The sequence below is a fragment of the Microcoleus sp. N3A4 genome, from assembly GCF_036701805.1.
GTDB lineage: Bacteria > Cyanobacteriota > Cyanobacteriia > Cyanobacteriales > Microcoleaceae > Microcoleus.
In genome coordinates this window covers 1-26,936 of the sequence record NZ_JAUBRJ010000063.1, presented here as the reverse complement: position 1 = coordinate 26,936, position 26,936 = coordinate 1, and the positions used below count along the sequence as shown (strand labels likewise).

Sequence of the window (26,936 nt, the reverse complement as noted above, 5' to 3'; positions counted from 1 at the left end):
TTTGCTATTATCAGCAGTTAGCGTGATTTTTGTCAAGTAATAATTTTGTCCTGCCAGTTGCCGATCGCAGCCACACTTTTTTTGAGGTGCGTTAGCGGAGCCCTCGTAGAGGATCGGCAACAACCGACTCCGAAGTCTTACGGGCACCTGCGGGAGATTTTCATAAAAAACGTGGAATCTCGATCGCCAGCGCTTGAAGTAACAAACTGATTCCAGAAATTAAGTACAAATACTGTAAACAAGTTCAAAAAAAAGATGGTTATAGCTATCTTCCACATACCTTGCACCCTTTTTCCTCGCATCTATCCCGTGCTGAGTACAGCTATGGTAAGGGCCTTCCTGGGGGAAGAAATATGAAGACCCCCACTACCCTCATCCAGTCAGTTGTTTCGGGTTCAACTGCTCAACTCGATGCAGAAACCACCGCATCCAACACCGTTGTTTTGCAACCCAAGGGCTGTCTCGACGGCATCGCTGTCTTAGATTTCCAAATTAATTTGGAGCAAGCTTTGGAAAGGGCAGCCCTTGGAGTTGTCGTGGATCTGCTGCAAGTGGATGCTGTCGCCCCAGAGGGAATTGCCGCGCTCGCCCGAGGGCTGGAGTTAGCAGCTATACTCGGCAAGTCGATCGTCCTTCATTCTATAGATTTAGCTAGCCGTAAACGTTTGAGAGCGGAGTGGAGGATCTCGCGCGAAATTTGTTTTGGCCCTTGGGGCGACTTATTTGACGGGGAATTCGAGCAATTTTTGGCAGGCGAAATGCTGCGATCGCTTCCTTGTTAAGCCCTAAAACCTACTTTTTTACAATTAGCAAATTTATATCTCCCAAGCGGTTGATGTCCTAGCGATCGCTTGGCGTCTATATTGATATGAATTACCCGGAAATGCCAGTCTCGCTTTCAACCTAACATCTTGAAGGCGCGGCTGGCTTTATCTTACCATGCTAGCTCAGCAATTCACCCTAGAAATATTAAATTTTATCGGTCAAAACCTGTCTCCGAATACAAGCTCCTGATTTTAATCATCGTGGAGAAAAACAAACTTGTTGCCTGGATTTAAAGCCTCCTGATTTATAGTAGAAGGAAGAAGGCTTTAGCGATCGAGGAGAGAAGGAATAAGCAATCGACCGCAGGGGTTTGGGACATTAAGAAAGTCCTAAGCGTCCGGCGCAGTTGCTATATCAGTAAAGTAAGTCTTTTCCATGAAGGTTAGAAATCCGATTTATAGGAAAAATACTGAGTAGAGCAACCATAAATAAGTAGATGAACGGGAAAATACATACAGCGTATTCCAGGTTTATGAAGTAGGGACACGGCAATGCCGTGTCCCTACGGTGGGGATCGATCTAGTCCTTCATAAATGTGGAATCTGCTGTAAGTATGTCATTGCGAACAAAACTAAGCAATCGCTCTTGTTGTGATAGCTTTAGATGCTGTTACACGGTCAAATTTATTTGTGTCTATCTACTTACACGAAGAAACCAGGTTTCCAATCGAAGTCTAGGTAAGTCCTAAGTTAAGTAAGTCTTTCGCAATCTAAAATCTTATGACTATGGTTGAACCAGTTGCAGAGTTAAATCAACCTCTATCTTTCCAGACTCCAGAAATACTAGATAATAAAATATCTCAGCTCGTTCTACCTCCAAAAACAGCTCTCAAAATTTCTAAACAAGACATTCGATCGACTCTCAAAGCCTCAATTCTAGACGGCATTTTTGCAAATGTCTTCGAGTCGGCGACCGCCGGCGTCCTGCTGAGCAACTTCTTGCTGCAACTCGGCGCCAGCAGCGTGGAAATAGGTATATTCTCGGCTATTCCGATGGTGGTAAATCTCCTGCAACCATTAGGAGCCTACATGGCAGACCGCACAACCAGTCGCTACTCCTACAACATAGGGATATTCGGAGTGTCGCGGCTGCTGTGGCTGGTGCTCGCGGTGGCAATTGTTTGGGGTTCCCAGCACGCAGACCCCCACCAACTGCTGCTGTGGACGCTGGCAACCGTCCTAGCAGCTAGCGTGCTAGGAGCTTTTGCCAGTGCTAACTGGTTTAGTTGGCTCGCCGCCGTGGTTCCTCACCGTTTGCGGGGACGCTATTTTGGCTTTCGCAACAGTGCTACGAGCTTGATTAGTTTGCTGGGAGTGCCGCTCATGGGATTGTCCGTGTCAACTTGGGGCGCAGATCCAATTTTGGGCTACGGTGTTGTTTTATTGGTGGGTGTTTTTGCGGGAATGATTAGTTTGGGGTGTCAATTCTTCATGGTAGATGTGAATCCGCAGGCATACAAAAAAGATGCACAGAGCGATCGACTTACAGAGAAAAAAGCCAAGCAAATAACAGATTTTGTCCCTTCTGTGCTGAAAGATTCTAATTTTTTAATGTTTATGCTTTACTTCAGCGTGTGGACATTTGCACTTAATCTCTGCGCGCCTTTTTTTAATATCTACCTGCTGAAAGATTTAAGCTTGGATGTGAGTTTGGTAACGATTTACACCAGCTTGAGTTCCGGGGCAAATCTGCTGCTGCTGCTGTTTTGGGGCAAGTTGGCCGATCGCTGCGGAAATCGCCCCCTGCTAATTGCTGTTGGGCTGGTGGTGGCGGTAACGCCTTTGCTGTGGTTGGGTACGGGCAATTATCCGTTTGCGGTGTGGGTGTGGCTGCCCCTGCTGCACTTGTTGGGGGGAACGACTTTAGGGGCGATCGGCTTGTGTACTAACAATATTCAAATGGAGATAGCGTCGATCGAGCAACCTTCGAGTTATTTTGCGATCGCCGCAGCAGTTTCGGGATTAGCTGGGGCTTTGGGAACTACCGCCGGCGGCTTTCTAGCCGAACTTCCCGGCATGAGTTTGGGATCGCTGTTTGCCCTCTCGGCTGGTGTGCGATTGATTGCCCTTCTGCCTTTGGTTTTGGTGCGAGAACCCCGCAGCCAGTCGCTGCGCGAGTTCCTGCCGACCTTTCTACTTGTCCCATTTAATCGGGGGTAGTAGCTGTTCGTTCAAATTTACCGATCGACAAACCAGAAAAGGCCTTCTAACTTTTCAAATATCCTCTTAGGGACTTTAGATATTTTACAATCGTTTACATAGTTGCATTTTACAGCACCTACTTAGCTGTTGACTCGCTCACTTTAAATTGAACTCCCAACATCGGAAATATGGGTAAGCTGTTCGGCATTTAAAGGAGGATAGTAGGGTGCGTCAGTCAATAAGCGTTTCCCATGTATAGTAAGTGTTCGCGAATGACGCACCTTACCTGGATCGTTAATGGTTTAAATGCCGAACAGCTTAGGTGATGCAAGTATACTAATGTTAGCAGAATTTGGTCGGCAATTGCTAATTTACACGACTGACAACCGCCACCTTTAATGATGCGGGTTGTGTTGATTTCTTGAATTTCAAGATGGCAGTTGTGCAGATTGGATACGCGAGCAATTAGCGACATTAGTTGTCGTTCGTTAACCCCGACTAATCTAGTTGCGTCTTCAGGATTTTTTTCGATATGCGCTCGGATTTGACTCTGGTAAATTTCGGGTAAAATCATGTTATAGCTTGCGAGCGATCGCACCAAGTTTCTTTTTTGGAGAAGTTTAAAACATTGAGGCGATCGCCCCGCTGTCACATCCCGGTTCCGCCAAAAGCGATCGCCCTCCACCCATGCTCAAATAAGCTCAACAAATCAGCTAAATTTGTTGGCTAGGGAATGCAGCTAAAGGCTAAACTAATCTAAGTTTTACCATAAAATTTTCTCCCCGTTCATGAACATCGCTTATTTAGTTAACCAATATCCCAAAGTCAGCCACAGCTTTGTCCGCAGAGAAGTGCTAGCAGTCGAAAAATGCGGCATGAAAGTCGCACGTTTTTCGATCCGATCCTGCGAGTCAGAACTCGTTGACGCGGCAGACAAAATAGAGCAAGAATTGACTAAAGTAATCTTAGGAGTTGGCGTACAGGGGTTAGCGTGGGGTTTGCTCCGCGTTGCCGCAACTAGACCAATTCGATTCATCGAAGCTGTGCGGTTAATGTTCAAAGTTGGCTGGCACTCGGAACGGGGGATTTTGCTGCATCTAGCTTATTTAGCAGAAGCTTGCATTCTTTTAAATTGGTTTGCAGAATCGGGTATCGCACACGTTCACGCTCACTTCGGCACAAATTCCACAACAGTTGCAATGTTGTGCCGCGTGCTTGGCGGCCCGACTTACAGTTTCACCGTTCACGGCCCTGAAGAATTTGATAAAGCCACACTTCTTTCCTTAGACGAAAAAATTAAACGATCGACCTTTGTAGCAGCGGTTAGTTCCTTCGGTAAAAGTCAGCTTTTTCGGTGGTGCGATCGCACTTTTTGGTCAAAAATTCACGTCATACACTGCGGCGTAGATGCTGCATTTTTAGCTGCACCATACGTCCCCGTACCCGCAGCGCCCCGCTTAGCTTGCATTGGGAGGCTCAGCGAACAAAAAGGTCATTTGTTATTGCTAGAATCTGCTAACTTGCTAGCAGTTCAAGGCTTAGAGTTTAAGTTGGTACTCGTAGGAGACGGGCCGCTGCGATCGGATATTGAACAGCAGATTTTGCAACTCGGCCTGCAAAATCATATAGAAATTACCGGCTGGGCCAGCGGCGATCGAGTTCAGCAAGAGATTTTAGCTTCGCGCGCAATGGTATTGCCTAGTTTTGCTGAAGGTTTGCCCGTCGTAATTATGGAAGCCCTCGCTCTCAATCGGCCCGTAATTAGCACTTATGTTGCTGGCATCCCGGAACTTGTAGAACCCGGTGTTTGCGGTTGGTTAGTTCCTCCCGGTTCCGCAGAAGCATTAGCCGTAGCGATGCGCGCGGTATTGGAAGCACCTGTAGAAAAACTAGAACAAATGGGGAAAACAGGAGCAGAACGGGTTGCTCAACAACACAATGTCGATTTAGAGGCAAAAAAATTAGTCGCGCTGTTTGAGAGTGCTTGAGAATGGTGCAAAACCTATTGATTAACTGACATCTTGCACCATTATTAATAAGTCTTTCAAGGGCGGGCAGGATGCCCAACCCACAGGAAAATTAATTGTTTGTGGAACAGGCATCTTGCCTGTTCCTTTAAATAAGCTGTAATTGTTTGTAGAACGGATATCCTGCCCACCCCACAGGAAAATTAAGTGTTTGTGGAACAGGCATCTTGCCTGTTCCCTTTAAATAAAACAACTTACTTAGGAGCGTGGATTAAATAACTTCCGTAGGTTGGGTTGAGGCACGAAACCCAACAATCAAGCGTGGGGGTTGGGTGGAGTGAAACGGAGGGTTCGTTCCTCAACCCAACCTACAAAAAATGCAAGTTATTTAATTCTCATTCCTTACAAACTTTTTAAGGAATAGGAACAGACCGCAACAATCGATCGACAATCGTCTTAGCCCTCCTTCCCCCCGCCGGAATCAACCGGTGAGAAAGTACGTGCGGCGCCAAATCCTTCACATCATCCGGGGTAGCAAAATCCCGCCCAGAAATAAATGCCAAAGCCTGCGACGCCCGGTGCAAAGCCACCGCACCCCGGGGACTCACCCCCAGAGTAATCTCCTCATCCTCCCGCGTCGATCGCACCAAATCTACAATATACTGTTTCAAAGAGCCTTCCACCTTCACAGCAGCGCACAAACGGCGCAATTCCTGCACTTCTTCCAAAGAAATACAGGGCTGCAAATCTTCAACTGTAAAAGTATCAGAAAGCCGTTCCAACATTTGCAACTCTTCCAACGCAGCGGGATAGCCCAAAGTCAAAGACAAAGTAAACCGATCCATCTGCGCTTCCGGTAGCGGAAAAGTGCCTTGATATTCGATCGGGTTCTGAGTCGCAATCACAAAAAACGGCGCGGGAACATTCCGAGAAACTCCATCTACTGTCACCTGCTTTTCTTCCATCACTTCCAGCAAAGCTGACTGAGTTCGCGGCGTCGCCCGATTGATTTCATCGGCAAGCAAAACATTAGCAAAAACTGGCCCGGGCAAAAACTCAAACTCTCCGCTGCGCGGATTCCAAATATTAGTACCGGTGATATCCGTCGGTAACAAATCGGGAGTGCACTGAATCCGCTGAAACTTCCCATCGATCGATCGCGCCAAAGACTTCGCCAGCAGCGTTTTCCCCACACCCGGCACGTCTTCCAGCAGCGCGTGTCCGCCCGAAAGCACGGCTACCAGCACCAAGCGAATAGCATCGGCTTTGCCAACAATAGTCTTGCCTAGATTTTGTTTGAGCCGCTCAATATGTTGTCTCATATCCCTGATTGCTAATTGCTAATTGCTAATTGTGGATCGAACATCAAATTGCTCAAATCTTGAGTCTTTGTCTTGGGGACTGCGGATTTGTACAACTAGAATTTAGTCTGACTCATCTTGCACTATTTTTAAAACCGATCGCCCGTTCTAGATCACATACAGCATATTCGGTGGTTCGTGAAGTACACTATAAAGCTATATTGTGCGGTACGTGTTATGTAGGGTGCGTCGCTGCGGAGCAGGTTCAATGGAACTTGCAGATTGATGCGTGGCGACGCACCTTACTTACGACTCTTATTGTGTGTACCGCATATATATGGAATATGCTGTAATTATTAGACTTTAGCAGTTAAGAGGCTTCTAGCAATATCGCAATCTGCCTGAATTTGAGTTTTGAGAGCATCCAGAGAAGCGAATTTTTGTTCGGGTCGCAAAAACTCTACCAAACTCGCGCTCAAGGTTTGACCGTACAAATCCCCAGACCAATCTAACAGGTGAACTTCCACAGTGGGTTGCAGGCCGTCTACCGTCGGGCGGCAACCAACATTCATCACGCCATTGACAAAAGATAAATTTGATGCTTTGTCGGGGATTACAGATTTGGGATTTTCCCGCCGATCGGAAGAACTTCGATCTTTGAGATTTTCCCATCCATGCTTCACCGAAACTCGCACCGCGTACACGCCAAAACGCGGCAAAAATTTTTCCGGCGGCAGTTCGATATTAGCAGTAGGAAATCCGATCGTCCTGCCCAGCCGCTGTCCCCCAACCACAGTCCCGACTAAACTGTAAGGTCGCCCCAGCAACTGATTCGCTCTTGTGAGGTCGCCCGATGTCAGACCTTCGCGGATTGCAGAACTGCTGATCCGATCGCCCTCACCGCAATTGTGCAGGGGTACAAGACCAACATCAATACCGTAACCCGAGGCGATCGACTGCAAATCCGCAGCCGTCCCAGCGCGTCCCCGTCCAAACCGAAAATCAACCCCCACACTAATTCGACTCGCTTTTAGTTGGCGCACCAGAATTTCCTCGACAAACTCAGAAGCAGTCAAAGCCGCCAATTCTCGATCGAACGGCAGCAGCACAAGTTGCTCGACGCCCATTGCTGCGAGCAATTCTACCTTTTCTGCCAGGGGCGTCAGCAGTTTTTTCGGTTGACCCGTAAAGAATTCTTGCGGGTGGGGATCGAATGTCACCACGGTGCTGTAAAGTCGATCGACCCCATCAGCATCGCGATCGGAGAGGCTGTTGCCCTCTGCCTTTTGCCCGATCGAACCATCGAAATTATGGCGGCTGTCGGCTCGATCGGGCAGTGCTGCTGAGTCATTGTCGCAGGTCGCCGGATGTTCGCTTTCCAAATTTTGATCTCTGCCAGCGTTGGAGCGCAAATTTTGCCCCGACGCAAAAACCGTCCCAGAATTTGGCCCGGGCGATCGATTTAAAATTGGCTGCACGACTTGTCGATGCCCTAGGTGCAAACCGTCAAAGTTTCCCAAGGCAACAGAAGTTGGAGTCAGAGCAGCGGTACAAGAAGAAGTTACCCACACGCTTAAGATTTTGACATACTTAGCCAGATTGCGATCGCCAGTCGATTTTAGATTTTAGATTTTAGATTTTAGATTGACTCCACAGATAAATCTGGGAGATTGAACTTTGGTCTAAACTTTTTGGTTTTCCACGACTTAAGCCCGGGGCTTGTATCCGTGTTTGAGTGAGGTCAGCCCTAAATTAAATTTCCGATTTCAGAACTCAAGAGTTCAGAACCATCTGGCAACCTCAAATCCATCAGACAGGCACTTTAGGCCCTTGCACCGACGCTTCAGATAAATTGTTATTAGTAGGAGGCAGCAACTGTAAGGACAAACCTTCCCGCGCCATCAAACTGTTCGGGAACCTTTGAGCCACTTGCTCTCCCACCTTGTCTAAAAAGTCGTCATTGTGCAGCGGATCGTGGTGAAAAATCACCAACTTTTTGACATTAGCAGCCTTTGCCACCTTCACCGCCTCCTGCCAAGTCGAATGTCCCCAGCCGACCTTGCTGGTTTTCTCCGCATAATACTCCTCATCGGTATAAGTAGCATCGTAGATCAGCACCTCAGCATCCCGAGCCAAATACAGCACATTTTCGTCCAAACGATCGGGCAAATGTTCGGTATCAGTCACGTAAGCAGCCGAATACCCCCGCCAGTTCACGCGGTAGCCTATAGCTTCCCCGGGATGGTTCAACAAAGCAGTTTCGACCTTAATATCTCCGATTTCCAGCGGTTTGCCCACTTCTATATCGTTAAATTTCAGGTCTGCCCCCATAATTTGTAGGGGCACCGGAAAATTCGGGTGGAGCATCTGGTCGTTGAGCCGCTGCTGGATAGTAGCATTATTAGGAGAAGGAGCAACTGCCCCATAGATGTGAAAACAATTGCCCTTAATAAAAGCTGGGACAAAAAATGGGAATCCTTGAATGTGATCCCAGTGAGAGTGAGTAAAAAACATATGAGCTTCTACGGGCATCTGGGACAGGAGAGTTTGTCCTAAAACCCGCAATCCAGTACCGCCATCGAAAATTAGGCGGCTCTCACCCACTCTCATTTCTATACAGGGCGTGTTGCCCCCGTAACGTACTGTTTCTGCCCCGGGAGACGCTATGCTACCTCTAACGCCCCAGAAGTGAACCGTGAATTGGTTTTGCATACTAGACATGGGTTTTCCTGCAAGATTGTTCCGGCGAGCCATCGGTAAGGTGTTTACATAGTAGTAAGGGCTTTACCATCAAACCCAAGCTCTTTGACGGTCGAGTTCCCCACTTGTTGGAAGTGCCAAGAGTCTCGCTTGCCAGACAATGCAAAACTTTTGGGCTTGACAACTGAGCCATAAATTACAAGGTAGACTAATCAAGTCTCGATCGTAACTATTGTTTTCCTCTCTTCACTAGCCTAACCTCCGCAGACACACTTTGGGGCATCAGTTCTGTCTGAGTTTGGTCACAAGCCGCTGTTTCTCCAGCCTCCGCACTTGCCAAACACGATCGCGCGGTGGGTTGTTGTGCTTGCTGCTTTACCGGTTTGAACCCGGATGATGGGCTTCCTCAACTCCCATTAATTCAAAAATCTTAGCAGTTTAGGAATGCTCCTGCTAATTATCCAACAGTAGTGTCTGGATTCTCGGCCCGCCCGGAGGCTGCGCTTTGTCCAGCTAGCGGTCATTCGATTTTAGATTTTAGATTTTGGATTTTGGATTGACTTGCGCGAGATAAATTCGGGGGCTTGAGGATTTTAGATTTGAGATGCTTTCGATTGATTCCACGGATCGCGTGGCGGGTACCACCTTTGAAATTCGCTTGTCAAGCTGAACCCAGCCTCATCTGACACTGGGGGTAGCAGCGAGATCCACCTGCGGGCAAAAAGCTAAATTTTTGTCGCACATTTCTCGGCGGACTTCTCCCAGCACTCAAAATTCCCCAAATTTCTGAAATTTTAAATTTTTCTGGTTTTTGGCGCGATACTAACTCCGATCGCCATTCTGTCTCAAGAGCGATGCAGAAATATTCGCTGTTAACCTATCGTGATTTTCTCGACAATCTTCAATTGCTCTATTTTTGGTAAGGATTTCTCGGAATTGATCGCAGTTGCTGTACTCGCCACGGAGTTGAATTTCCGGTATCATAGAAGCTTAGAGTCTTGTTTGCCGAAAATCTAAATCAGTGCTAAAAAAGCCTGGATAACTTTAAGTTATTTTTCAAAAAAGTCAGTATGAATCAAGTTAAAAAAACTACAACCAATCTGAATCGATCGCCAGTGAAAGTGTCCGATCGCACATTGGAACTCGGTAATCTCCCCTTGAGCGACCTGTCTTTAGAAATGACCGATCCCCGAGCTTTGAAAGAATTTAGTCGCGATCGCCCGCCGGGAAACCCAGCAGCGACAGGTCGGACTGCCACAACAAAGCGCCGGAGGGTAGATGGCAAGACTTCCTGGGATCGATCCCCTGCGGTTTCTACCGCCTTTCTCAAGTGGTTGCTAGAGCATTTGACTCGATCGAAAGGTTGGCTGGCAGTTGTCACCCTGACAGCAGTTTGGGGGTGGTGGAACAGTCAGTTACTGTTTTCGACAGGCTTGGGGATAGCAGCGATGATGCTGGTTTACCGAGGGCAGTCGTGGGACTGGCAATTGCTCCGATCGAAAGGCGAGCAATTTTGGGAAGGCCCGAACCGCCGGTTTGTTTTAGCGGTAGGCACCGGCGGCATTGCTACCTTGGGCGCTTACATGAGTTTGGCGATTTGGGCGGACTCCGAGAGCCACTGGATGGCTTTGAGCCTGATTTTGCAGAATGTGGGCACGATCGCGATTGCAGGACTGTTGCTGCGGCAAGCGTTGAGTCTGGGAGCCTCAAAAGATGAAGTGGCGCTCGATCGCATCCTGGCGGATTTGACTGATGCTGACCCCGTGAAGCGTTTGATTGCAGTACGGCAAATGACCGATTTGGTGAATCAGGGTGGTTTTGGTTCTGTGAGTTCAGTCAAAAGTTCGACCGCCCGTTCCCGCGCCGCCGAGTGCTTTCGCCTGATGCTGAGTCGGGAACCCGAAGCTTTAGTTCGCAATGCCCTGCTCGAAGGTTTGCAGACTTGGGACGCTACTTATGGCATGGCTTTAAAATCCAAAAACCAAGTCCTCGACTACTAGCTGACCGTCAAAAGCGTAAAAAGTAATTCGATGAATATTCGGAGCTTTTACGCGCAGGGGAGCGCTAGGGGCGATCGGAGAGTTAGACCCTGCCAGATTGGGCGCCGGCATTTCATCCTGAACAATTGCGTGGCCGTCGATGTCGCAAGCAGATAAAACAGTTCGCCGCGAACTGGTGACAAGTCCTGACACGCAACGAACAGGATACTTGAAAGTTACTTCTATCAGTCCGCTTTTTGGGGCTCCCATTAACACTTTTGACCCAGAACCCGTGAAAAATGCAGGGTTTGAAGGTTGGATGGCGACGGCATTGATAAAAGTCACCCCCCAATGTGCAAACTGGTTTTCTACTACTTCAAAGCATTTCAAGTCTTCTAAAGCTAGGCGGACGATCGCCGGTACGGTGGCGCGCGATCGCACCTCTGACCCTGCGCCCGATCGTTCTGGAGTGGCGACTAAAGACTTTTTGCCGTTTAAATCCATGCTTCGACAGGCAGTATCAAATTCTGCAAACCCGTCCGATTGAAGACTTTTTGCGTCAACCATAAAACCCTCGCGATCCCGTTTCCTGAGCAGTTGCATTTTTAGTAGACCTCCCTGAGATTAGTTGTTTCTTGTGTTTGGGAATTTATAACGGCGGTGCCCGTGATTGCCAAACCTGCAATTATCGACAACCGATCGCCCGCCCTCCAACAAAGACTTTCGACCTCAAAAGCCACTGCTCCGCAAAATATGGTGATTTAATTATTCGCGATTGGCTCGCGGCTGCAAATCTGCCGTCTGTTTGAAAGCCAGATTTAAATACTCCTGCTTTCCGAGCGCCTACATACCGGGTCGGCGAACAGACTCTTTTCTGTTGAGGGGTCTTACCCATCATTTTGTTATTATCTCCGATCGGGGGTAGTTTGCAAGGGTGAGGATAACTACACAGCCGATCGGCCCAAATCGCAAAACTTACTTGCTGTCCGTAGCTTCACGCTTCACCTGTACTAAAATAGATTTAAATCATTACTCAATCTTTACAAAAGCTGCCCCTGCTTCGCAATTTTTTTATACAGAGACGGGGCGGCGGAGAAAAATCTAAAATATCACAGCGATTGAGGTTAGTTTATGCTTGTGCCCCTCGGATTCGGTCAGCGATCGATAGTTACTTCTCTCGGCAGAATGGTTTACTACACGGCTGAAAAAATGCCTTGGATCGGGTTGCCGACCTCTACTGCGGAAAATAAACCGAATTTAGTATTTTTTCACGGTTTTGGTGGCGGATCGAGTGCCTACGAATGGTCGAAAGTTTATCCGGCTTTTGCGGCCGAATATCGAATTTTAGCACCTGATTTAATCGGTTGGGGACGATCGGAACATCCGGCAAGAAATTATCAAGTTGAAGATTATATCACAACTTTGATTGAATTTGTCGAAAAAACTTGCGACAGTCCGACAGATGCGATCGCTTCTTCGCTAACGGGGGCGATCGCGATTCGAGCTGCGATCGCGCGGCCGGATCTCTTCAAATCCCTAATTTTGACGATACCCAGCGGTTTGTCAGACTTCGGACAAGATTACGGCAGCAGTTTCTTCGCTAAGCTAGTGGGCACCCCGATTTTAGACAAATTGCTCTACAGTACCGGAATCGCCACAGAAGGCGGCATCCGCAGCTTCCTAGAACAGCGCCAATTTGCAGATCCGAGCCGCGTATACCAAGAAATTGTTGATGCTTACCTCAAATCTGCTTTGGAACCAAATGCAGAATATGCTGCCCTGTCTTTTGTACGGGGAGATTTGTGCTTTGATTTGTCGCTGTACATCACTCAGCTAACAACGCCGACAGCGATTATTTGGGGAGAACAATCGCAGTTTACCGGCCCGGATATCGGTCAGCGGTTGGCCAACCTCAACCCCGAAGCTATCAAAGTTTTTCAATCTCTGGAAAACGTAGGTTTGACTCCGCAGTTAGAACTTCCGGCTGTCACTATTGGCTTAATTCGGCAATATTTAAAAGTGCTTTCCCAAGGGTGAAGAAGGAAAAAGGAAGGAAGAAGGAAGAAGGAAGAAGGAAGAAGGAAGAAGGAATTTATATTCTCTCTTCCCCCTTCCCCATTAGCAATGACTAATGACTACTGACTAATGACTACTGACTACTGACTAATGACTAATGACTAATGACTACTGACTACTGACTACTGACTACTGACTACTGACTACTGACTACTGACTACTGACTACTGACTATTCTTTCACTCGCACGTCGATGACGCTGGCGTTGAAAATGTACTTGTTGCCTTCAAGCTCTAGCGTAGTGCCAATTTTGACTTTCGTATTACCTAAAACCGGGCCATTTTCAGTAAGTTGACCTTTTCCCTCTAAGGTAAACATCATATTTTTGCTGAAGGCTTCTTCTTCTCTGGGATCGGGGAGAGCTTTCAGAGTGCCGTTGGGCTGAGGAACTGCTAGGGTTCTGGTGAGAGTTTTGACAGATTTGATGGTAATCTGACCGGAGGGTTGATTGCGGATCACCACATTGATTTTATCGCCTGGTTTGAACAAATCTTGAACGTTTGTTCCTTTGAGACCGATCGCAATTGCATCCATCTCTACAGGTTTGACACTGCTGCCGACTTGGGCGACGGAACCGCCAGAAGTGCCGGGAAAGAAGAAGATTCCGACTGCAACTAGCAGTACGATGAGAGCGGCACCTACGTCTAGAATGCTGAGTTTGCCGAACAGCCGGCCTTGAGAATCCAAAATTTTCATAAATCGCCTATTATACTGATAGCGACAGGAGTATGTTTACAAGCTCAGGACTTACGCAGACATCGATGAAAAACAGATGCTGCTATTGCTGAGCTACCGCTGGCAATGACATACTTTATTGATGCGTAAGTCCTGAAGCTAAAAGATATTACCACAACGATCGCCCAAAATCCGCATCACTTGGGCACTTAAACCAGAAGGCAGAAGGCAGTTGAGGGCGGTTGGTTGACCGCAGGGCCATCGCCCGTAACTCGCGGCGGGGTTAATCGATTTTAGATTTTAGATTTTAGATTTTAGATTGACTTGCGCGAGATAAATGCGGGGGCTTGAGGATTTTCGATTTGAGATTTTCGATTGATTCCACGGATAAATCGCGTGGCGGGTACCACCTTTGAAATTCTCGGTCAAAAATTGGCAAAAAGCTAGAATAGCAACTAAGCAGCCTCAAATTGCGTCTGCCTATTTAGTGACTTTTCCCGCTTTTCCTAAAAGTTTATCTAACTTCTCGCACGTATCACTCATGTTAAAAAGTTTTTGGTTGACTTGCCGGCGTACCTGCGGCCGGGGGATTTACCTGTTTCTGTCGCTGATTGTGGTTGCCGGGATCTGGGTAATTTCCCCGGAACCGACTCAAGCATTTTCTTTGCCTGAACTGATTTTTCGGGGCATTCAAGTTATTCAATTATCGAATATGTCCGATAGCCAAGAGGTGACTATTGGCCGCCAAATTAATCAGCAGTTGGCCAACAGCGAGTTGAAGATTGACCGCGATCGCGCCACTACATTATATGTCAACCGCATCGGTCAGCGACTCGCTCAAGAAAGCACTCGCCCGAATATTCCTTATACTTTTCAAGTGATTGACGACGACAATATTAATGCTTTTGCGACAATGGGCGGTTTTGTTTATGTGAATAAAGGTTTGATGGCGGCGGCGGACAATGAGGCCGAATTGGCAAGTGTGATCGGCCACGAAATCGGTCACATTAGTGCTCGCCACGCGATTCAACAAATGCGTCAAATGGCGATCGCCTCTGGTTTGGCTTCGGCGACAGGGCTCGATCGATCTCAGGCGGTTCAGATTGGGGTAGAACTGGCTTTGCGCCGTCCCCACAGCCGCCAAGCTGAATATGAAGCCGATCGGTTGGGATTGCAAACTATGGGGCGATCGGGCTACGCTCAATCAGGGATGGTTGATTTTATGAAAAAGTTGCTCAACAAACCTTCGCCGCCGAGCATTTTGAGCACTCACCCGGCTACTGCCGATCGAATTGCTGCTATTTCGCAGGCTATAGATCCGGATCTTGCTAGCGGTGAAGGTTTGAATAATGAGGATTACAGGCTAGAAATCCGCAGACTTTTAGGTTCGTAAAATTGTCAGGACTTACGCACAGACTCTACCTGCAGGACGATGTACACCGCACCTTACCGCTAGAAATAGTGAGTGTAAAAAATGATTCCTTGCGTAATATCGTTTCCGGTTGCATCGGAATTAATATTACCCGAAATCAGGACACGGCAGTGCCGTGTCCCTACAATTAATTGTGGTAGGGAAACGGCACTGCCGTGTCCTCGCTTGTCATTCCGGCGCAGCCGGAATTGATATAATATCGTTTCCGGTTACATCGGAATCATAAAATCGAGTCAACAGTTAACACTCAACTATTCAGTTTTTCGACCCGCCCGTCATTCGATTTTAGATTTTAGATTTTGGATTTTGGATTGACCCCACGGATAAGGAATGAGAATTAAATAACTTGCATTTTTTGTAGGTTGGGTTGAGGAACGAAACCCAACGCCACGCTTGATTGTTGGGTTTCGTTCCTCAACCCAACCTACGGAAGTTATTTAATCCACGATCCTAAATTCGGGGGCTTGAGGATTTTAGATTTTAGATTTTGGATTGATTCCACGGATAAATCGCGTGGCGGGTACCACCTTTGAAATTCTTGGTCAACAGTCAACCGATTTGAGATTTGAGATTTTTAACAGTCAACAGTCAACAGTCAACAGTCAACAGTCAACCGATTTGAGATTTGAGATTTTTAACAGTCAACAGTCAACAGTCAACAGTCAACAGTCAACAGTCAACAGTCAACCATCACGGACGGTGTAACCGGAATTGATATAAGTCGTATGATACGCTATATTTTCAAAAAAACACTTAAAATCGTCCTACTAAATTGGCAACTATTAATGCTAGTTGAACGGGCTTGACAGGTTTGGCAATATGCGTTTGAAAACCAGCTTCGATCGCCCTTTCGCGTTCTCGATCGCTCGCATACGCAGTCAGCGCGGCGGCTGGGATTTGTCCTCCGGCATCTGCAGCAAGAGCTCGCACTTCTCGTATTAAGAAATACCCATCTTCCTCGGGCATTCCGATATCGGAGATGAGCACGTCATATCTGCCGGGATTCTCAGTCAAAGCAGCGATCGCACTTCTGGCTGATTCCACCGTCAAAACCTCAGCGCCGTAGTTTTCCAGCACAAATTTTAAGAGATCGCGGGTATCAACCTCATCATCAACAACTAAAACCTGCAAATTTTCCAAAGAAGGAACGCGCTCGATCGACTCTTCGGTCAAATCTCGCAATGCAGCCGAATCTGCGGGGTTTGGCGGTGTCAACTCTCCAGGGGAGGCCAGTAGCGGCAATCTCACAACGATTGTAGTTCCTTGTCCCTCCCCGAGACTTTCGGCTTGCACCGTTCCCCCGTGCAGTTGGACAAGATGATACACGATCGACAAGCCCAATCCCAGCCCTTGATTCTTCTTAGTCGTGCTGGAATCTCCTTGGCGGAAGCGATCGAAAATATACGGTAACAACTCAGGCGCAATTCCTTTTCCGGTGTCCGTGACTCGAACTTTAGCATAATTCTCGCTCACCTCCATCACGATTTCCACTCGTCCCCCCGCCGGAGTAAACTTAATCGAATTAGATAGAATATTCCACATAACTTGCTGCAAGCGATCGATATCCCCTAACACAGTTGCAGAAATCAAATCCAAAACAATTTGAATGTTTTTTGCTTCGGCTGATAATTGAATACCCTCCCGCGCAGCTTGCACCACTAACCGCAGATCGATCGAACGGGTGACCAGTTTAAGCTTGCCGCTGGTAATCCGAGAAACATCGAGCAGATCTTCAATTAGCTGAGCTTGCGCCCTCGCGCTCCGCTCGATCACCTCTAGAGCGCGAATAGCGGCTTCTTCCTTCAATTTCCCAGTACGCAGCATTTGTGACCACGCCAGAATTGGAGTCAGGGGATTGCGGAGCTCGTGGGAGAGATTCGCCAGAAATTCGTCTTTAGTTCGGTTAGCACTTTCTGCTTGTTGGCGGGCCAACTTTTCCTGCTCCAATAACTGCGATCGCTCCGTCTCAAACTGCTTGCGATCGGTGATATCTTCGATCGACAGCAGAATCATTGAAACATTGTGTTCTGGTTCAACTTTACAAGCATTGAGCAGCAGAGTTTTCTGGCCGAGCCGAGCAAAAACCAGCTCGATCTCCAAGTTGGTAATCTCAACATTATTAATCAGAATATCTTCCAAAAGCAACCGCAATTCCGGGGTATTCCCCTGCTCGCTAGCTACATCAAACCAGGAAGTTGGGGCGGTTTCTGAAGATGAAACTTGAAACGTTTCGTATAACGCTCGATTGGCGGTGTTCACTTGCAAATCTGCATCCAGCACGATTAAAGGCGTCGGCACGCTTTCCACAATTGTTTCGGCATAGTTGCGGGCTGTTTCTACGGTGGCCACACTGCGTTTGAGAGCATCAATATCGATCAAAACTATTACCACACCCTCAATCTGGTTTTCGCTCGTCCGGTAAGGACGAATGCGGAGGGCGTACCAATATCCCGATTCTGTTTGCACTTCTTCTTCTTTGGTGTTGAGAGAATCGATCACCTCCCAAATCATCGCTTCCAAGTTGGGAAGCTCCAAATTGGAGCGGATGTCGCTAAAGGGGCGTCCGATATCCGTATAAATCAGATTGAACAGCCGCTGTGCCATTGGCGTAAAGCTGCGAATCCGCAAATCGTTTTCCAGCATTAAAATAGGAATATTGATACTGGCTAGCAAATTTGTTACGTCGTTATTAACGTGCTGCAAATCGAGATTTCGAGTGCTAAGTTCCTCGACAGTGGTAATCAGTTCTTCATTGGCAGCTTGAATTTCTTCTTTAGCCGTTTCTAGTTCCTCGTTGATGCTTTGTAGCTCCTCGTTGCTCGAAATAATTTCTTCGTTGGCAACTCTGAGGTCTTGGTTGAGATTTTCTTGCTCCTCTACCACCGCTTTCAGGTGCGATTGAGCCATAATTTTCTCATCGTCAGACTTGGCAAGTTCCTGTCTCAACCGCAATATTTCCCGCTCTAAATCTTTTGGTTCTAAGCTGTCAAAAGTGAAGTTTTCTGGGTCGATCGCAGCGGGTGAAAATTCTTTAAACAGCACCAAAAAATAGCGCGTTTCCACATTTGCAAGTTGGAACGGAATCACCTCAAAATTCACAAAATTTGTGCGATCGCCCTCTGCCAAGCTCACCCGTTCTTTTCTCACCGTCGCATTCTGAGTTTGCGCTTGATAAATTGCGGTGCGAAGCTCGACAGACAATCCTGGTACCGCCATTGCGAACAAATTTAAACTCGGCGTTCCCGGTGTTAGTCTCAAGTACCGATTGGTGTCTCCCCGCAGTTGCAAAATCTCCATCTGGTCGTTGACCACCGCACCAACAGGATTGTAGCTATTTAAAATCAATTGGTCTGTTTGGCGCTGTAAATCAAAGTTATTCGCAAAATTTGCATTCATTCGCTGCGGATTATCTACTTGGGTTGGGAGAGGGAAACTCGTCGCAAAGGAAAATGTGGGACGACTTGCTGTTAACTTTTTGGCATAAATTTTCGATAGCCCGTCCACTAAACTAAATAAGTCCAAGGATTTGCCCGTACTTTCGGAAGTGCCGAGCATCAGGAAGCCAGTTTGGTTGAGACTGTAATGAAAAATCGATAAAACTCGTTTTTGCAAAGGTTCGGCCAAGTAAATCAGTACATTGCGGCAGCTAATCAGATCGAGATTAGAAAAAGGCGGGTCGATGCCTAAGTTTTGTCTGGCGAATACGCACAGTTCCCGGACTGTTTTGGAGATGCGATATCCGCCTTCTTCAGTACGGACAAAGAAGCGGTGGCGCCGCTCTTCGGAAACGCCTAACATCAGGTTTTCTAAGTAGAAACCAGACCGGGCTTTGGCGATCGCCGTCTCGCTGATATCCGTGGCAAAAATCTGAATCGGCAGCTTCAGGTCTCGATCGTCTAAAAACTCTAACAAGCAAATGGCGATCGAGTAAACCTCTTCCCCTGTCGAACATCCCGCCACCCAAATCCGAACCGGAAATTCTGCCGATTTGTTTTGGGTAACGGCGGGGAAAACGTACTCTTTTAAGCGTTGAAAAGCTTCTAAGTCACGGAAAAAACTCGTGACGTGGATCAGAATTTCTTCATACAAAGCTGTGACTTCCGCCGGATTTTGGAGCAGATGTTGGGCGTAATCTTCCAATTTTTCTATCTTGTACAGCAGCATCCGCCGCTGCATTCGCCGGTTCAGGGTGGCCGGTTTGTAGTGGGTGAAGTCAACGCCTGTGCTCGATTTTAGCAGCGCAAAAATAGTCGCCAGGGCCGATCCCGGTGCGGGCAATTCTTCAGGGATTGTGACGGGTGGCTGCCCAGCTAGGAAGGCATGGCTGCTGAGATTTCCCAGTTGCCGCCCAATTTCTTGAGGCGGCAAAACGAAGTCTACATTACCTGTAGCGACGGCGGTATTCGGCATACTGTCGAATTTTGCTGTTTGTTCGCATTGAGCAAAAGTCACGCCTCCGGCTGCTTTGATTGCCATCAGCCCCGCGGCGCCGTCTCCATCGGCTCCCGATAAAACTATGCCGATGGATTTGTTGCCGCGATTGAGCGCCAATGAGGTAAAAAACGCATCGGCGGGCATATATTTGCCATCAATCTTCTCCCGGGGGAGCAGTCTGAACACCCCTTCCACCAGCAGCTTGGTATTCGGCGGAATGACGTAGACACGGTTCGGCTCTACAGTCATCCCGTCTTCCACCTCAAGCACGGGCATTTGCGTGGTTCTGGCGAGAATCTCGGTCAGCAGGCTTTTGCGATTGGGCGATAAGTGCTGGATCAGCACAAATGCCATGCCGGTATCTGCGGGTAAGTGACTCAGCAACTGCATGAATGCTTCCAACCCTCCTGCAGAAGCCGCAATCCCGACGACGGGAAAGGGGGCGTCGGTTTTGGCTTCGGAATCTAGATCGATCGCGCTAGGGTCGATCGGTGGGAATGTACTGTCATCAGATAAGTTCATAAAAATTAATTTTAAATACGGCAGATTAGCAGCTAGCTAATGTTGTCAGCCTGGGATTTACTAATATCCCCTATCCTAATAGGACTTTATTTGGCTGAGTTTACGCAACTGCCTGAAGGATTAAGTACAGTATTGTAGCGATTCAAAACTTTAAGGGGAAAAAATAAAAATAATGAAAAAAATCGGTTTTACAGCATATTCCATGTATAGCGGTTCGAGCGAAAGATGAGGTACGTAGTTGGGCTTCAGCCCTCTTAGTTTGGGTGGTTATGTAAGCTGTCAGTCATACCTCATCTTTTTGAGAAAGGCTATATATGCGGTACACACAACAAGGGTCGTAAGTAAGGTGCGTCGCCACCAGTCAATCTGCAAGTTCCATTAAACATCAGCAGCGACGCACCCTACATAACTGGTTCGCGACAGAAAAATTATTTTTTTAAAAAAAATAATTTTTCTGTAATTGCTAAATTTTATCTCATTGTTCGGATCGGCAAAGCAATCGCCAAGATGGCGATCGCCTGACGTTTTGTGACATGGGGCGATCGGCTTAAGTTGATACCAATGCACAATGTTGTTTCCCTACAAGATTAGGACACCACAATGTTGTTTCCGTACAAAATAGGATCGCGAATTAAATAACTTACAATTTTAATTGTTATGGTGGGATGGGCGTCTCGCCCGCCCTTTTTGGACGGGCGGGACGCCCACCCCACAAACTTATGTATAGCGGTTCTCAGAAAGATGAGGTACGTTGTTGGGCTTGGGCCCTCAAGCGTCTGGCTGGTTATGTAAGCTGTCAGTCATACCTCATCTTTTTGAGAAAGGCTATAAGTTATTTAATTCTCATTCCATAATACTTGATTCTTCAGTCCGCCTCGGCTCGGACTTCGCGTGACAAGAAGCGGTTTCAAACGCCGAGTCCGATCGGGGGTTTTTAACGCGAATTGGGAGCATCCCAATTTGGTAAAAAGCGTTTTTTACGAGTGCGAGCGTCTCGCGAGCGGCATATCGGGGGTTTTTAACGCGAATTGGGAGCATCCCAATTTGGTAAAAAGCGTTTTTTACGAGTGCGAGCGTCTCGCGAGCGGCTAAATCGCGAGCGAGACGCTCGCACTGAATACGATCCAAATATATTATTCTGATGCAACCGTCCACGATCTGAAAGCAAAAATGGGATGCTCCCCGCGAATTTGCTATAGCCTTTCTCAAAAAGATGAGGTATGATTGACAGATTATATAACCACTTAAACTGAGAGGGCTGAAGCCCAACTACGTACCTCATCTTTCTGAGAAAGGCTATATAAGGACACAACATTCTTGTGTTTCTACAAAAAAACAATTAAAATCGTCCTACTAAATTGGCAACCATTAATCCTAGTACAATCGGCTTCACAGGCTTAGCTATATGCCTTTGAAAACCAGCTTCGATCGCCATTTCGCGTTCTCGATCGCTCGCATACGCAGTCAGCGCAACCGCTGGGATTTGTCCTCCTGCTTCAGCAGCAAGAGTTCGCACTTCTCGAATTAAGAAATACCCATCTTCCTCGGGCATTCCGATATCGGAGATTAGCACGTCATATCTGCCGGGATTCTCAGTCAAAGCAGCGATCGCACTTCTGGCAGATTCCACCGTCAAAACCTCAGCGCCGTAGCTTTCGAGCACAAATTTTAAGAGATCGCGCGTATCGATCCGATCGTCTACGGCTAAGATGTGCAAGCCTTTGAGAGAGGGGACAATATCGGTAGAGGCATTCAAAAGCGCAGCCAAAGCAGTTGTGTTTAAATCGATCGCCGGTGTCAACTCTTCAGACAAGGCTAGTAGCGGCAATCTCACAACGATTGTAGTTCCTTGTTCCTCACCCGGGCTTTCGGCTTGCACCGTTCCCCCGTGCAATTTTACCAGGTGACGCACGATCGACAAACCCAATCCCAGCCCTTGATTCGCTTTAGTGCTGCTGGCATCGCCTTGATGGAAACGATCGAAAATATGAGACAAAAATTCTGCCCGAATGCCTTTTCCCGTATCGCTGACTCGAAATTCAGCATGATTCTCGATCGCCGATAACATGATTTCGACTCGTCCCTCCGCCGGAGTAAACTTAATCGCATTAGACAGGATATTCCACACAACTTGCTGCAAGCGATTGATATCGCCTGAGACAGTTGCACAACTCAAATCCGAAACAATTTGAATGTTTTTTGCTTCGGCTGATAATTGAACCCCCTCCAGCGCAGCTTGCACCACTAACCGCAGATCGATCGAACGGGTTACCAGTTGAAGCTTGCCGCTCGTAATCCGAGAAATATCGAGAATATCTTCGATTAACTGAGATTGCGCCCTCGCGCTGCGCTCGATCACCTCTAGAGCGCGATTAGCGTCTGCTTCCTTCAGCTTGCCAGTACGCAGCATTTGTGCCCACGCCAGGATCGGAGTCAGGGGATTGCGGAGCTCGTGGGATAGATTCGCCAGAAATTCATCTTTAGCTCGGTTAGCACTTTCTGCTTGTTGGCGGGCCAACTGTTCGTGCTGCAATAACAGCGATCGCAGCGTCTCAAACTGCTTGCGCTCGGTGATATCTTCGATCGACAGCAGAATCATTACAGCTCGGTCTTCTCGTTCAAGTTTACAAGCATTCAGCAGCATAGTTTTGTGCCCGATCTGCTCAAATACGCGATCCAACTCAAAGTTTTCAAGCTGAATATCAGTAACCAGAATATCTTCCAATATCCATCGCAATTGAGGGATATTCCACTGCCCGTTCCCTAGGTCAAACAGCGAAGATTGCGCTGTTTCTGAGGCAGAAACCTGAAACGTTTCATAGAACGATCTATTTGCTTTGTGCACTCGGAAATCAGCATCTAGCGCGACTAAAGGTGTTTGCACAGTTTCCACGATGGTTTCAGCGTAGTTTCGGGCTTCCTCCAAGGTTCTGGTACTGCGTTTAAGAGCATCAATATCGATCAAAACCATCACCACACCGTCAATCTGGTTTTCCGTTGTGCGGTAAGGACGAATGCGGAGGTTGTACCAATATCCCGATAAAGTTTGAACTTCTCGTTCTTGCGTCTGGAGAGTATCAATCACCTCCAAAATCATCTGTTCCAAGTCAGGAACCTCAAGAGTCGATCGGATGTCGCTAAAGGGTCGTCCAATATCTGTGGGAATTAGATTAAAAATTTCCTGCGCGGTTGGCGTAAAGCGTCGAATCTGTAAATCGTTTGCCAGCATTAAGACTGGGATATTGATACTAGCAAGCAAGTTTGTCAGATCGTTATTGAGCTGGCTTTGTTCAAAATATCGGCTGCGAAGTTCCTCGTTAGTGGTGGTGAGTTCCTCGTTAGTGGCTTGAATCTCTTCTTTGGCAGTTTCTAGCTCCTCGTTGCTGCTTTGCAACTCTTCGTTGCTCGATAGGATTTCTTCGTTGGCAATTTTGAGGTCTTGGTTGAGATTTTCCTGCTCTTGGATTAGCGATTGCAGGTGCGCTTGAGCCGCAATTTTTTCTTGGTTAGCGGCGGCAAGTGCCTGCCTCAGCCGCTGATTTTCAGGATCTAAATCACCTGGCTCGCAGCTTTCAGCAGTGACGGTGGAGAAGTCGATCGCCTGGGGTAAAACTTCTTCAAATAGCACCAAAAAATAGCGTGCTGCGACGGTGTGCGACTGGAACGGCATCACTTCCATATTGACGGTAGTCGATCGTCCGCCCGATTCAACCACTACCCTTTCTTTCCTAACTGTCACGTTCTGCGTTTGTGCCTGAGACATCGCGGTGCGAAGCTCAACAAGCAAGCCTGCCCTTGCCATTGTCAGCAAGTTTAAGTCCGGCGTTCCGGCTGTCACTCTAAAGTAAGGATCGAGGTCTCCCCGCACTTGCAGGATTTTCATCTCCTCGTTGACAAGCAGGCTGGCTGGGGCATAGCGATTCAAAATCAGTTGGTCAGTTTCTCGCTGTAAGTCAAAGTTATTTATCAAATTTTCTTCATTCATTCCCTGTTGTTGAGCAGCTTTAGCGACGGGATAGGAACTCGGCGTAAATGAAAAAGTGGGACGAGTCGCAGTTAACTTTTTGGCATAAATTTTAGACTTTTTATCCACTGAAGTAAATAATGATGAAAATTTTCCGGTACTCTCAGAAGTGCCTAACAGGAGAAAGCCTGTTGGGTTAAGACTGTAATGAAAAATCGGCATCACTTTTTTTTGCAATGACTCTGCTAAGTAGATCAGCACATTGCGACAGCTAACTAAATCGAGATTGGAAAAAGGCGGGTCGCTGCCTAAGTCTTGTCGGGCAAATACACACAGTTCGCGGACTGTCTTGCAGATTGTATAACTACCTCCTTCTGCCGCGCGAATAAAGAAGCGATTACGCCGTTCTGGTGAAACGTCTACCATCTGGTTTTCTAAGTAGAAACCAGACCTTGCTTTGCCGATCGCCGCGTCGCTGATATCCGTGGCAAAAATCTGGATCGGCGGCGGGATAATTCGATCGCCCAAAAACTCTAACAAGCAAATGGCGATCGAATAAACTTCTTCACCTGTGGAACATCCCGCCACCCAAATCCGAATGGGAGCATTTGCCGATTTATTTTGGGTAATGGTGGGAAAAACCAGCTTTTTTAACTTTTTAAAGGCTTCGGGATCGCGGAAGAAACTGGTAACGTGGATCAGGATTTCTTCATACAAAGCTGTGACTTCAGCCGAATGGTGTCGAAGGTATGCGGCGTAATCATTCAAGCTCTCTAGCTTGTACAATACCATCCGCCGCTGGATGCGTCGAGCGATCGTTGTGGGTTTGTAGTGGCTAAAATCAACGCCTGCGGTCGATTTCAGCAGCGCAAAAATAGTTGCCAGGGCATCTCCCGGTGCGGGCGATTCTTCAACTTTTGCTAGGGAAATTGTGGAAGTTAGAAGGCGACTGCGACTGTATTTTGCCAGTTCCTCGGCAATTTTTTCCGGTGGCAGAACAAAATCGACATTTCCTGTAGCAACAGCGGTATTCGGCATACTATCGAATTTTGCTGTGTCTTGACATTGAGCAAAAGTCATGCCTCCGGCTGCTTTGATTGCCATCAGCCCCAGTGAACCGTCTCCGTCTCCCCCGGATAATACTACGGCGATCGCTTTGTGTCCGCGATCGATCGCCAATGATGTAAAAAACGCATCTCCCGGCATATATTTGCCATAAATCTTCTCGCGGGGTGATAGTTGCAGCACGCCTTTACACAGCACCATTTTGGTGTTGGGCGGAATGATGTAGACTTGGTTGGGCTTTACAGCTACGCCGTTTTGTACCTCACTAACAGGCATTTGCGTCTGTCTGGCGAGAATATCGGTTAGCAGACTTTTGTGATCGGGCGCTAAATGCTGAATCAGCACAAACGCCATACCCGTATCTACCGGTAAATGGCTGAGTAAGTCGGTGAAGGCTTCCAACCCTCCTGCTGAGGCGGCAATCCCAACGATGGGAAAGGGGGCTTCAGTTTCGGCTAATTGTTGGCTGTCGAGGGCGACCGGTGCGATCGATTCGGGTGTATTTTCTGGAGAGAATTGATTAGAAGTCATGGTACAAAGTCCTATATAGCAATTACTTAGCAGCAAAAGTATCTGGTAAGCCCCTGTGACTAAGTAATTCGGACTATTTTTATTAAAGGTTAAGTTGCCACCAGAAGACCCGTAGCTTAAGGATGAGGTCTAGCTTTGAAGCTATTAGATGAGCAAGCTCTGAGAACTATACTATATCTATCTGCTGTTGGGGCGATCGCCAGGAGAGGCTGCCAATAACCAGGTATATTCGCTTACCTACTTAGCTTCTTTGAGCGATCGGTGTAGCAGACAACGATTACTGATTCAGTATTAATTCTAGCAGTAAAAGCGACTTGTGCGCCTGGTATTCCCTTTAAATCTTCAACTCGTTTGTGAATTTCGGACACTCCAGCAGCTTTTAATGCTGTCAAAAATGCTTGGTCATGAATAAACATCTTCGGAAAACGAAACTTCGTCACTTTTAGCAAGATTTTGAATCTGGGCGGCTTTGTTGACTGAGGAACCAAAATAGTCGATCGAACTATTCAGATTTATCAGTAATATCGTTTCCGGTTGCATCGGAATCATATAGCGGTTCTCAGAAAGATGAGGTACGTAGTTGGGCTTCAGCCCTCTTAGTTTAAGTGGTTATGTAAGCTGTCAGTCATACCTCATCTTTTTGAGAAAGGCTATATATTTGGAGCGTATCAGCGCTCACGTTGTCCATAGCGAACGATCTATGTCGTTCGCTATGGACGCTCGCACTATATAATTCCGATGCTACCGGATTTGATATAAATCCGTCCCTCGGTGAATACCAATTCTGACTTGAATCCACTCTACTTTTTGGCGAGTTGAGTTGTATTTCCTGAAACTAGCCACAGCACCGGCGGCCGTCAATCGATTTTAGATTTTCGATTTTAGATTTTAGATTGACCCCACGGATAAATGCGGGGGCTTGAGGATTTTAGATTTTCGATTTTAGATTGATTCCACGGATAAATCACGTGGCGGGTACCATCAAGAAATTCTTGGTCATAATTGCTTGTTCGTTGCCGATCGAGGCAGCCATGACGGCATCGCCGATAGTTTTAATGACTTTACCGCCAAATTTCTCGATCGACTCAAAGAAAATTTCAAGCAGCATCAAGGCGATGTTTATTTAGGCATAGCGGCAACTTGTATTATAGCCGTTCTCAGAAAGATGAGGTACGTAGTTGGGCTTCAGCCCTATACGTTTAAGTGGTTATATAATAGACCTCTTGCAAAATAATTTTGTGGTATTATAGAAAGTTTAGACAATTTTTAAATCTAGCAAACCCGGCAAGTTTAAGGAGATGCCAATCAACCCCATAATTCAAAG

At 47.2% G+C, this 26,936-nt stretch carries 17 protein-coding genes; 7 read left to right on the top strand and 10 right to left on the bottom strand.

Going from position 1 to position 26,936, the window contains the following annotated elements:
* The first annotated feature begins 353 nt into the window (after positions 1-353).
* Complete coding sequence (locus tag QUA56_RS27715) at positions 354-782, top strand: hypothetical protein (protein WP_333364509.1); 429 nt, start codon at positions 354-356, stop codon at positions 780-782.
* Between the two features lie 762 nt (positions 783-1,544).
* The gene (locus tag QUA56_RS27710; protein ID WP_333364506.1) at positions 1,545-2,984 is read left to right on the top strand and encodes an MFS transporter; all 1,440 of its coding nucleotides are present in this window, start codon (positions 1,545-1,547) and stop codon (positions 2,982-2,984) included.
* A 217-nt stretch (positions 2,985-3,201) separates the two neighbouring features.
* Here QUA56_RS27710 and QUA56_RS27705 read toward each other — a convergent pair whose 3' ends face one another.
* Positions 3,202-3,651: a hypothetical protein gene (locus tag QUA56_RS27705; RefSeq protein ID WP_333364503.1), complete on the bottom strand. Its 450-nt coding sequence runs from the start codon at positions 3,649-3,651 to the stop codon at positions 3,202-3,204.
* Positions 3,652-3,754: 103 nt separating this feature from the next.
* On the opposite strand from QUA56_RS27705, the gene QUA56_RS27700 reads away from it, so the two are divergent.
* Complete coding sequence (locus QUA56_RS27700) at positions 3,755-4,954, top strand: glycosyltransferase (protein ID WP_333364500.1); 1,200 nt, start codon at positions 3,755-3,757, stop codon at positions 4,952-4,954.
* A gap of 392 nt (positions 4,955-5,346) precedes the next feature.
* Here the strand turns inward: QUA56_RS27700 and QUA56_RS27695 are convergent, their stop codons facing one another.
* The 3 genes from QUA56_RS27695 to QUA56_RS27685 all read right to left on the bottom strand — a co-directional run bounded on the left by QUA56_RS27695 (position 5,347) and on the right by QUA56_RS27685 (position 8,955).
* On the bottom strand, positions 5,347-6,255 hold the full coding sequence (locus QUA56_RS27695) for a MoxR family ATPase (RefSeq protein WP_333301243.1): 909 nt from the start codon (positions 6,253-6,255) through the stop codon (positions 5,347-5,349).
* A 335-nt stretch (positions 6,256-6,590) separates the two neighbouring features.
* Positions 6,591-7,805, bottom strand: coding sequence for a bifunctional riboflavin kinase/FAD synthetase (locus QUA56_RS27690; protein WP_333364497.1), 1,215 nt, complete (start codon positions 7,803-7,805; stop codon positions 6,591-6,593).
* A gap of 238 nt (positions 7,806-8,043) precedes the next feature.
* Entirely contained in the window at positions 8,044-8,955 is a 912-nt protein-coding gene (locus QUA56_RS27685; RefSeq protein ID WP_333364494.1) for an MBL fold metallo-hydrolase, read from the bottom strand.
* 1,049 nt (positions 8,956-10,004) lie between these two features.
* Between QUA56_RS27685 and QUA56_RS27680 the strand changes: the two genes are divergently transcribed.
* The gene (locus QUA56_RS27680) at positions 10,005-10,934 is read left to right on the top strand and encodes a hypothetical protein (RefSeq protein ID WP_333364492.1); all 930 of its coding nucleotides are present in this window, start codon (positions 10,005-10,007) and stop codon (positions 10,932-10,934) included.
* On the opposite strand, the gene QUA56_RS27675 is transcribed toward QUA56_RS27680, so the two are convergent.
* Positions 10,902-11,516 (bottom strand): hypothetical protein, encoded by a 615-nt coding sequence (locus tag QUA56_RS27675; RefSeq protein ID WP_333364489.1) that lies wholly within the window; start codon positions 11,514-11,516, stop codon positions 10,902-10,904. The genes QUA56_RS27680 and QUA56_RS27675 overlap by 33 nt on opposite strands.
* A gap of 528 nt (positions 11,517-12,044) precedes the next feature.
* Between QUA56_RS27675 and QUA56_RS27670 the strand changes: the two genes are divergently transcribed.
* Positions 12,045-12,950, top strand: coding sequence for an alpha/beta hydrolase (locus tag QUA56_RS27670; protein WP_333364487.1), 906 nt, complete (start codon positions 12,045-12,047; stop codon positions 12,948-12,950).
* Between the two features lie 210 nt (positions 12,951-13,160).
* Here QUA56_RS27670 and QUA56_RS27665 read toward each other — a convergent pair whose 3' ends face one another.
* On the bottom strand, positions 13,161-13,685 hold the full coding sequence (locus QUA56_RS27665) for a DUF4330 domain-containing protein (protein WP_333364484.1): 525 nt from the start codon (positions 13,683-13,685) through the stop codon (positions 13,161-13,163).
* Between the two features lie 520 nt (positions 13,686-14,205).
* Here QUA56_RS27665 and QUA56_RS27660 point away from each other — a divergent pair.
* Complete coding sequence (locus QUA56_RS27660) at positions 14,206-15,057, top strand: M48 family metallopeptidase (RefSeq protein ID WP_333364480.1); 852 nt, start codon at positions 14,206-14,208, stop codon at positions 15,055-15,057.
* 552 nt (positions 15,058-15,609) lie between these two features.
* The gene (locus tag QUA56_RS27655; protein WP_333364477.1) at positions 15,610-15,801 is read left to right on the top strand and encodes a hypothetical protein; all 192 of its coding nucleotides are present in this window, start codon (positions 15,610-15,612) and stop codon (positions 15,799-15,801) included.
* A 48-nt stretch (positions 15,802-15,849) separates the two neighbouring features.
* Here QUA56_RS27655 and QUA56_RS27650 read toward each other — a convergent pair whose 3' ends face one another.
* From QUA56_RS27650 to QUA56_RS27635, 4 genes are all read right to left on the bottom strand, one after another.
* Positions 15,850-20,052 carry a chemotaxis protein CheB gene (locus QUA56_RS27650; RefSeq protein ID WP_333364475.1) on the bottom strand — a complete coding sequence of 1,401 codons (4,203 nt, stop codon included), beginning with the start codon at positions 20,050-20,052 and terminating at the stop codon, positions 15,850-15,852.
* Between the two features lie 1,339 nt (positions 20,053-21,391).
* The gene (locus QUA56_RS27645; protein WP_333364472.1) at positions 21,392-25,612 is read right to left on the bottom strand and encodes a chemotaxis protein CheB; all 4,221 of its coding nucleotides are present in this window, start codon (positions 25,610-25,612) and stop codon (positions 21,392-21,394) included.
* Positions 25,613-25,845: 233 nt separating this feature from the next.
* Positions 25,846-26,052, bottom strand: coding sequence for a hypothetical protein (locus QUA56_RS27640; protein ID WP_333364469.1), 207 nt, complete (start codon positions 26,050-26,052; stop codon positions 25,846-25,848).
* 524 nt (positions 26,053-26,576) lie between these two features.
* Complete coding sequence (locus QUA56_RS27635; RefSeq protein WP_333364466.1) at positions 26,577-26,720, bottom strand: hypothetical protein; 144 nt, start codon at positions 26,718-26,720, stop codon at positions 26,577-26,579.
* Positions 26,721-26,936 lie beyond the last annotated feature (216 nt).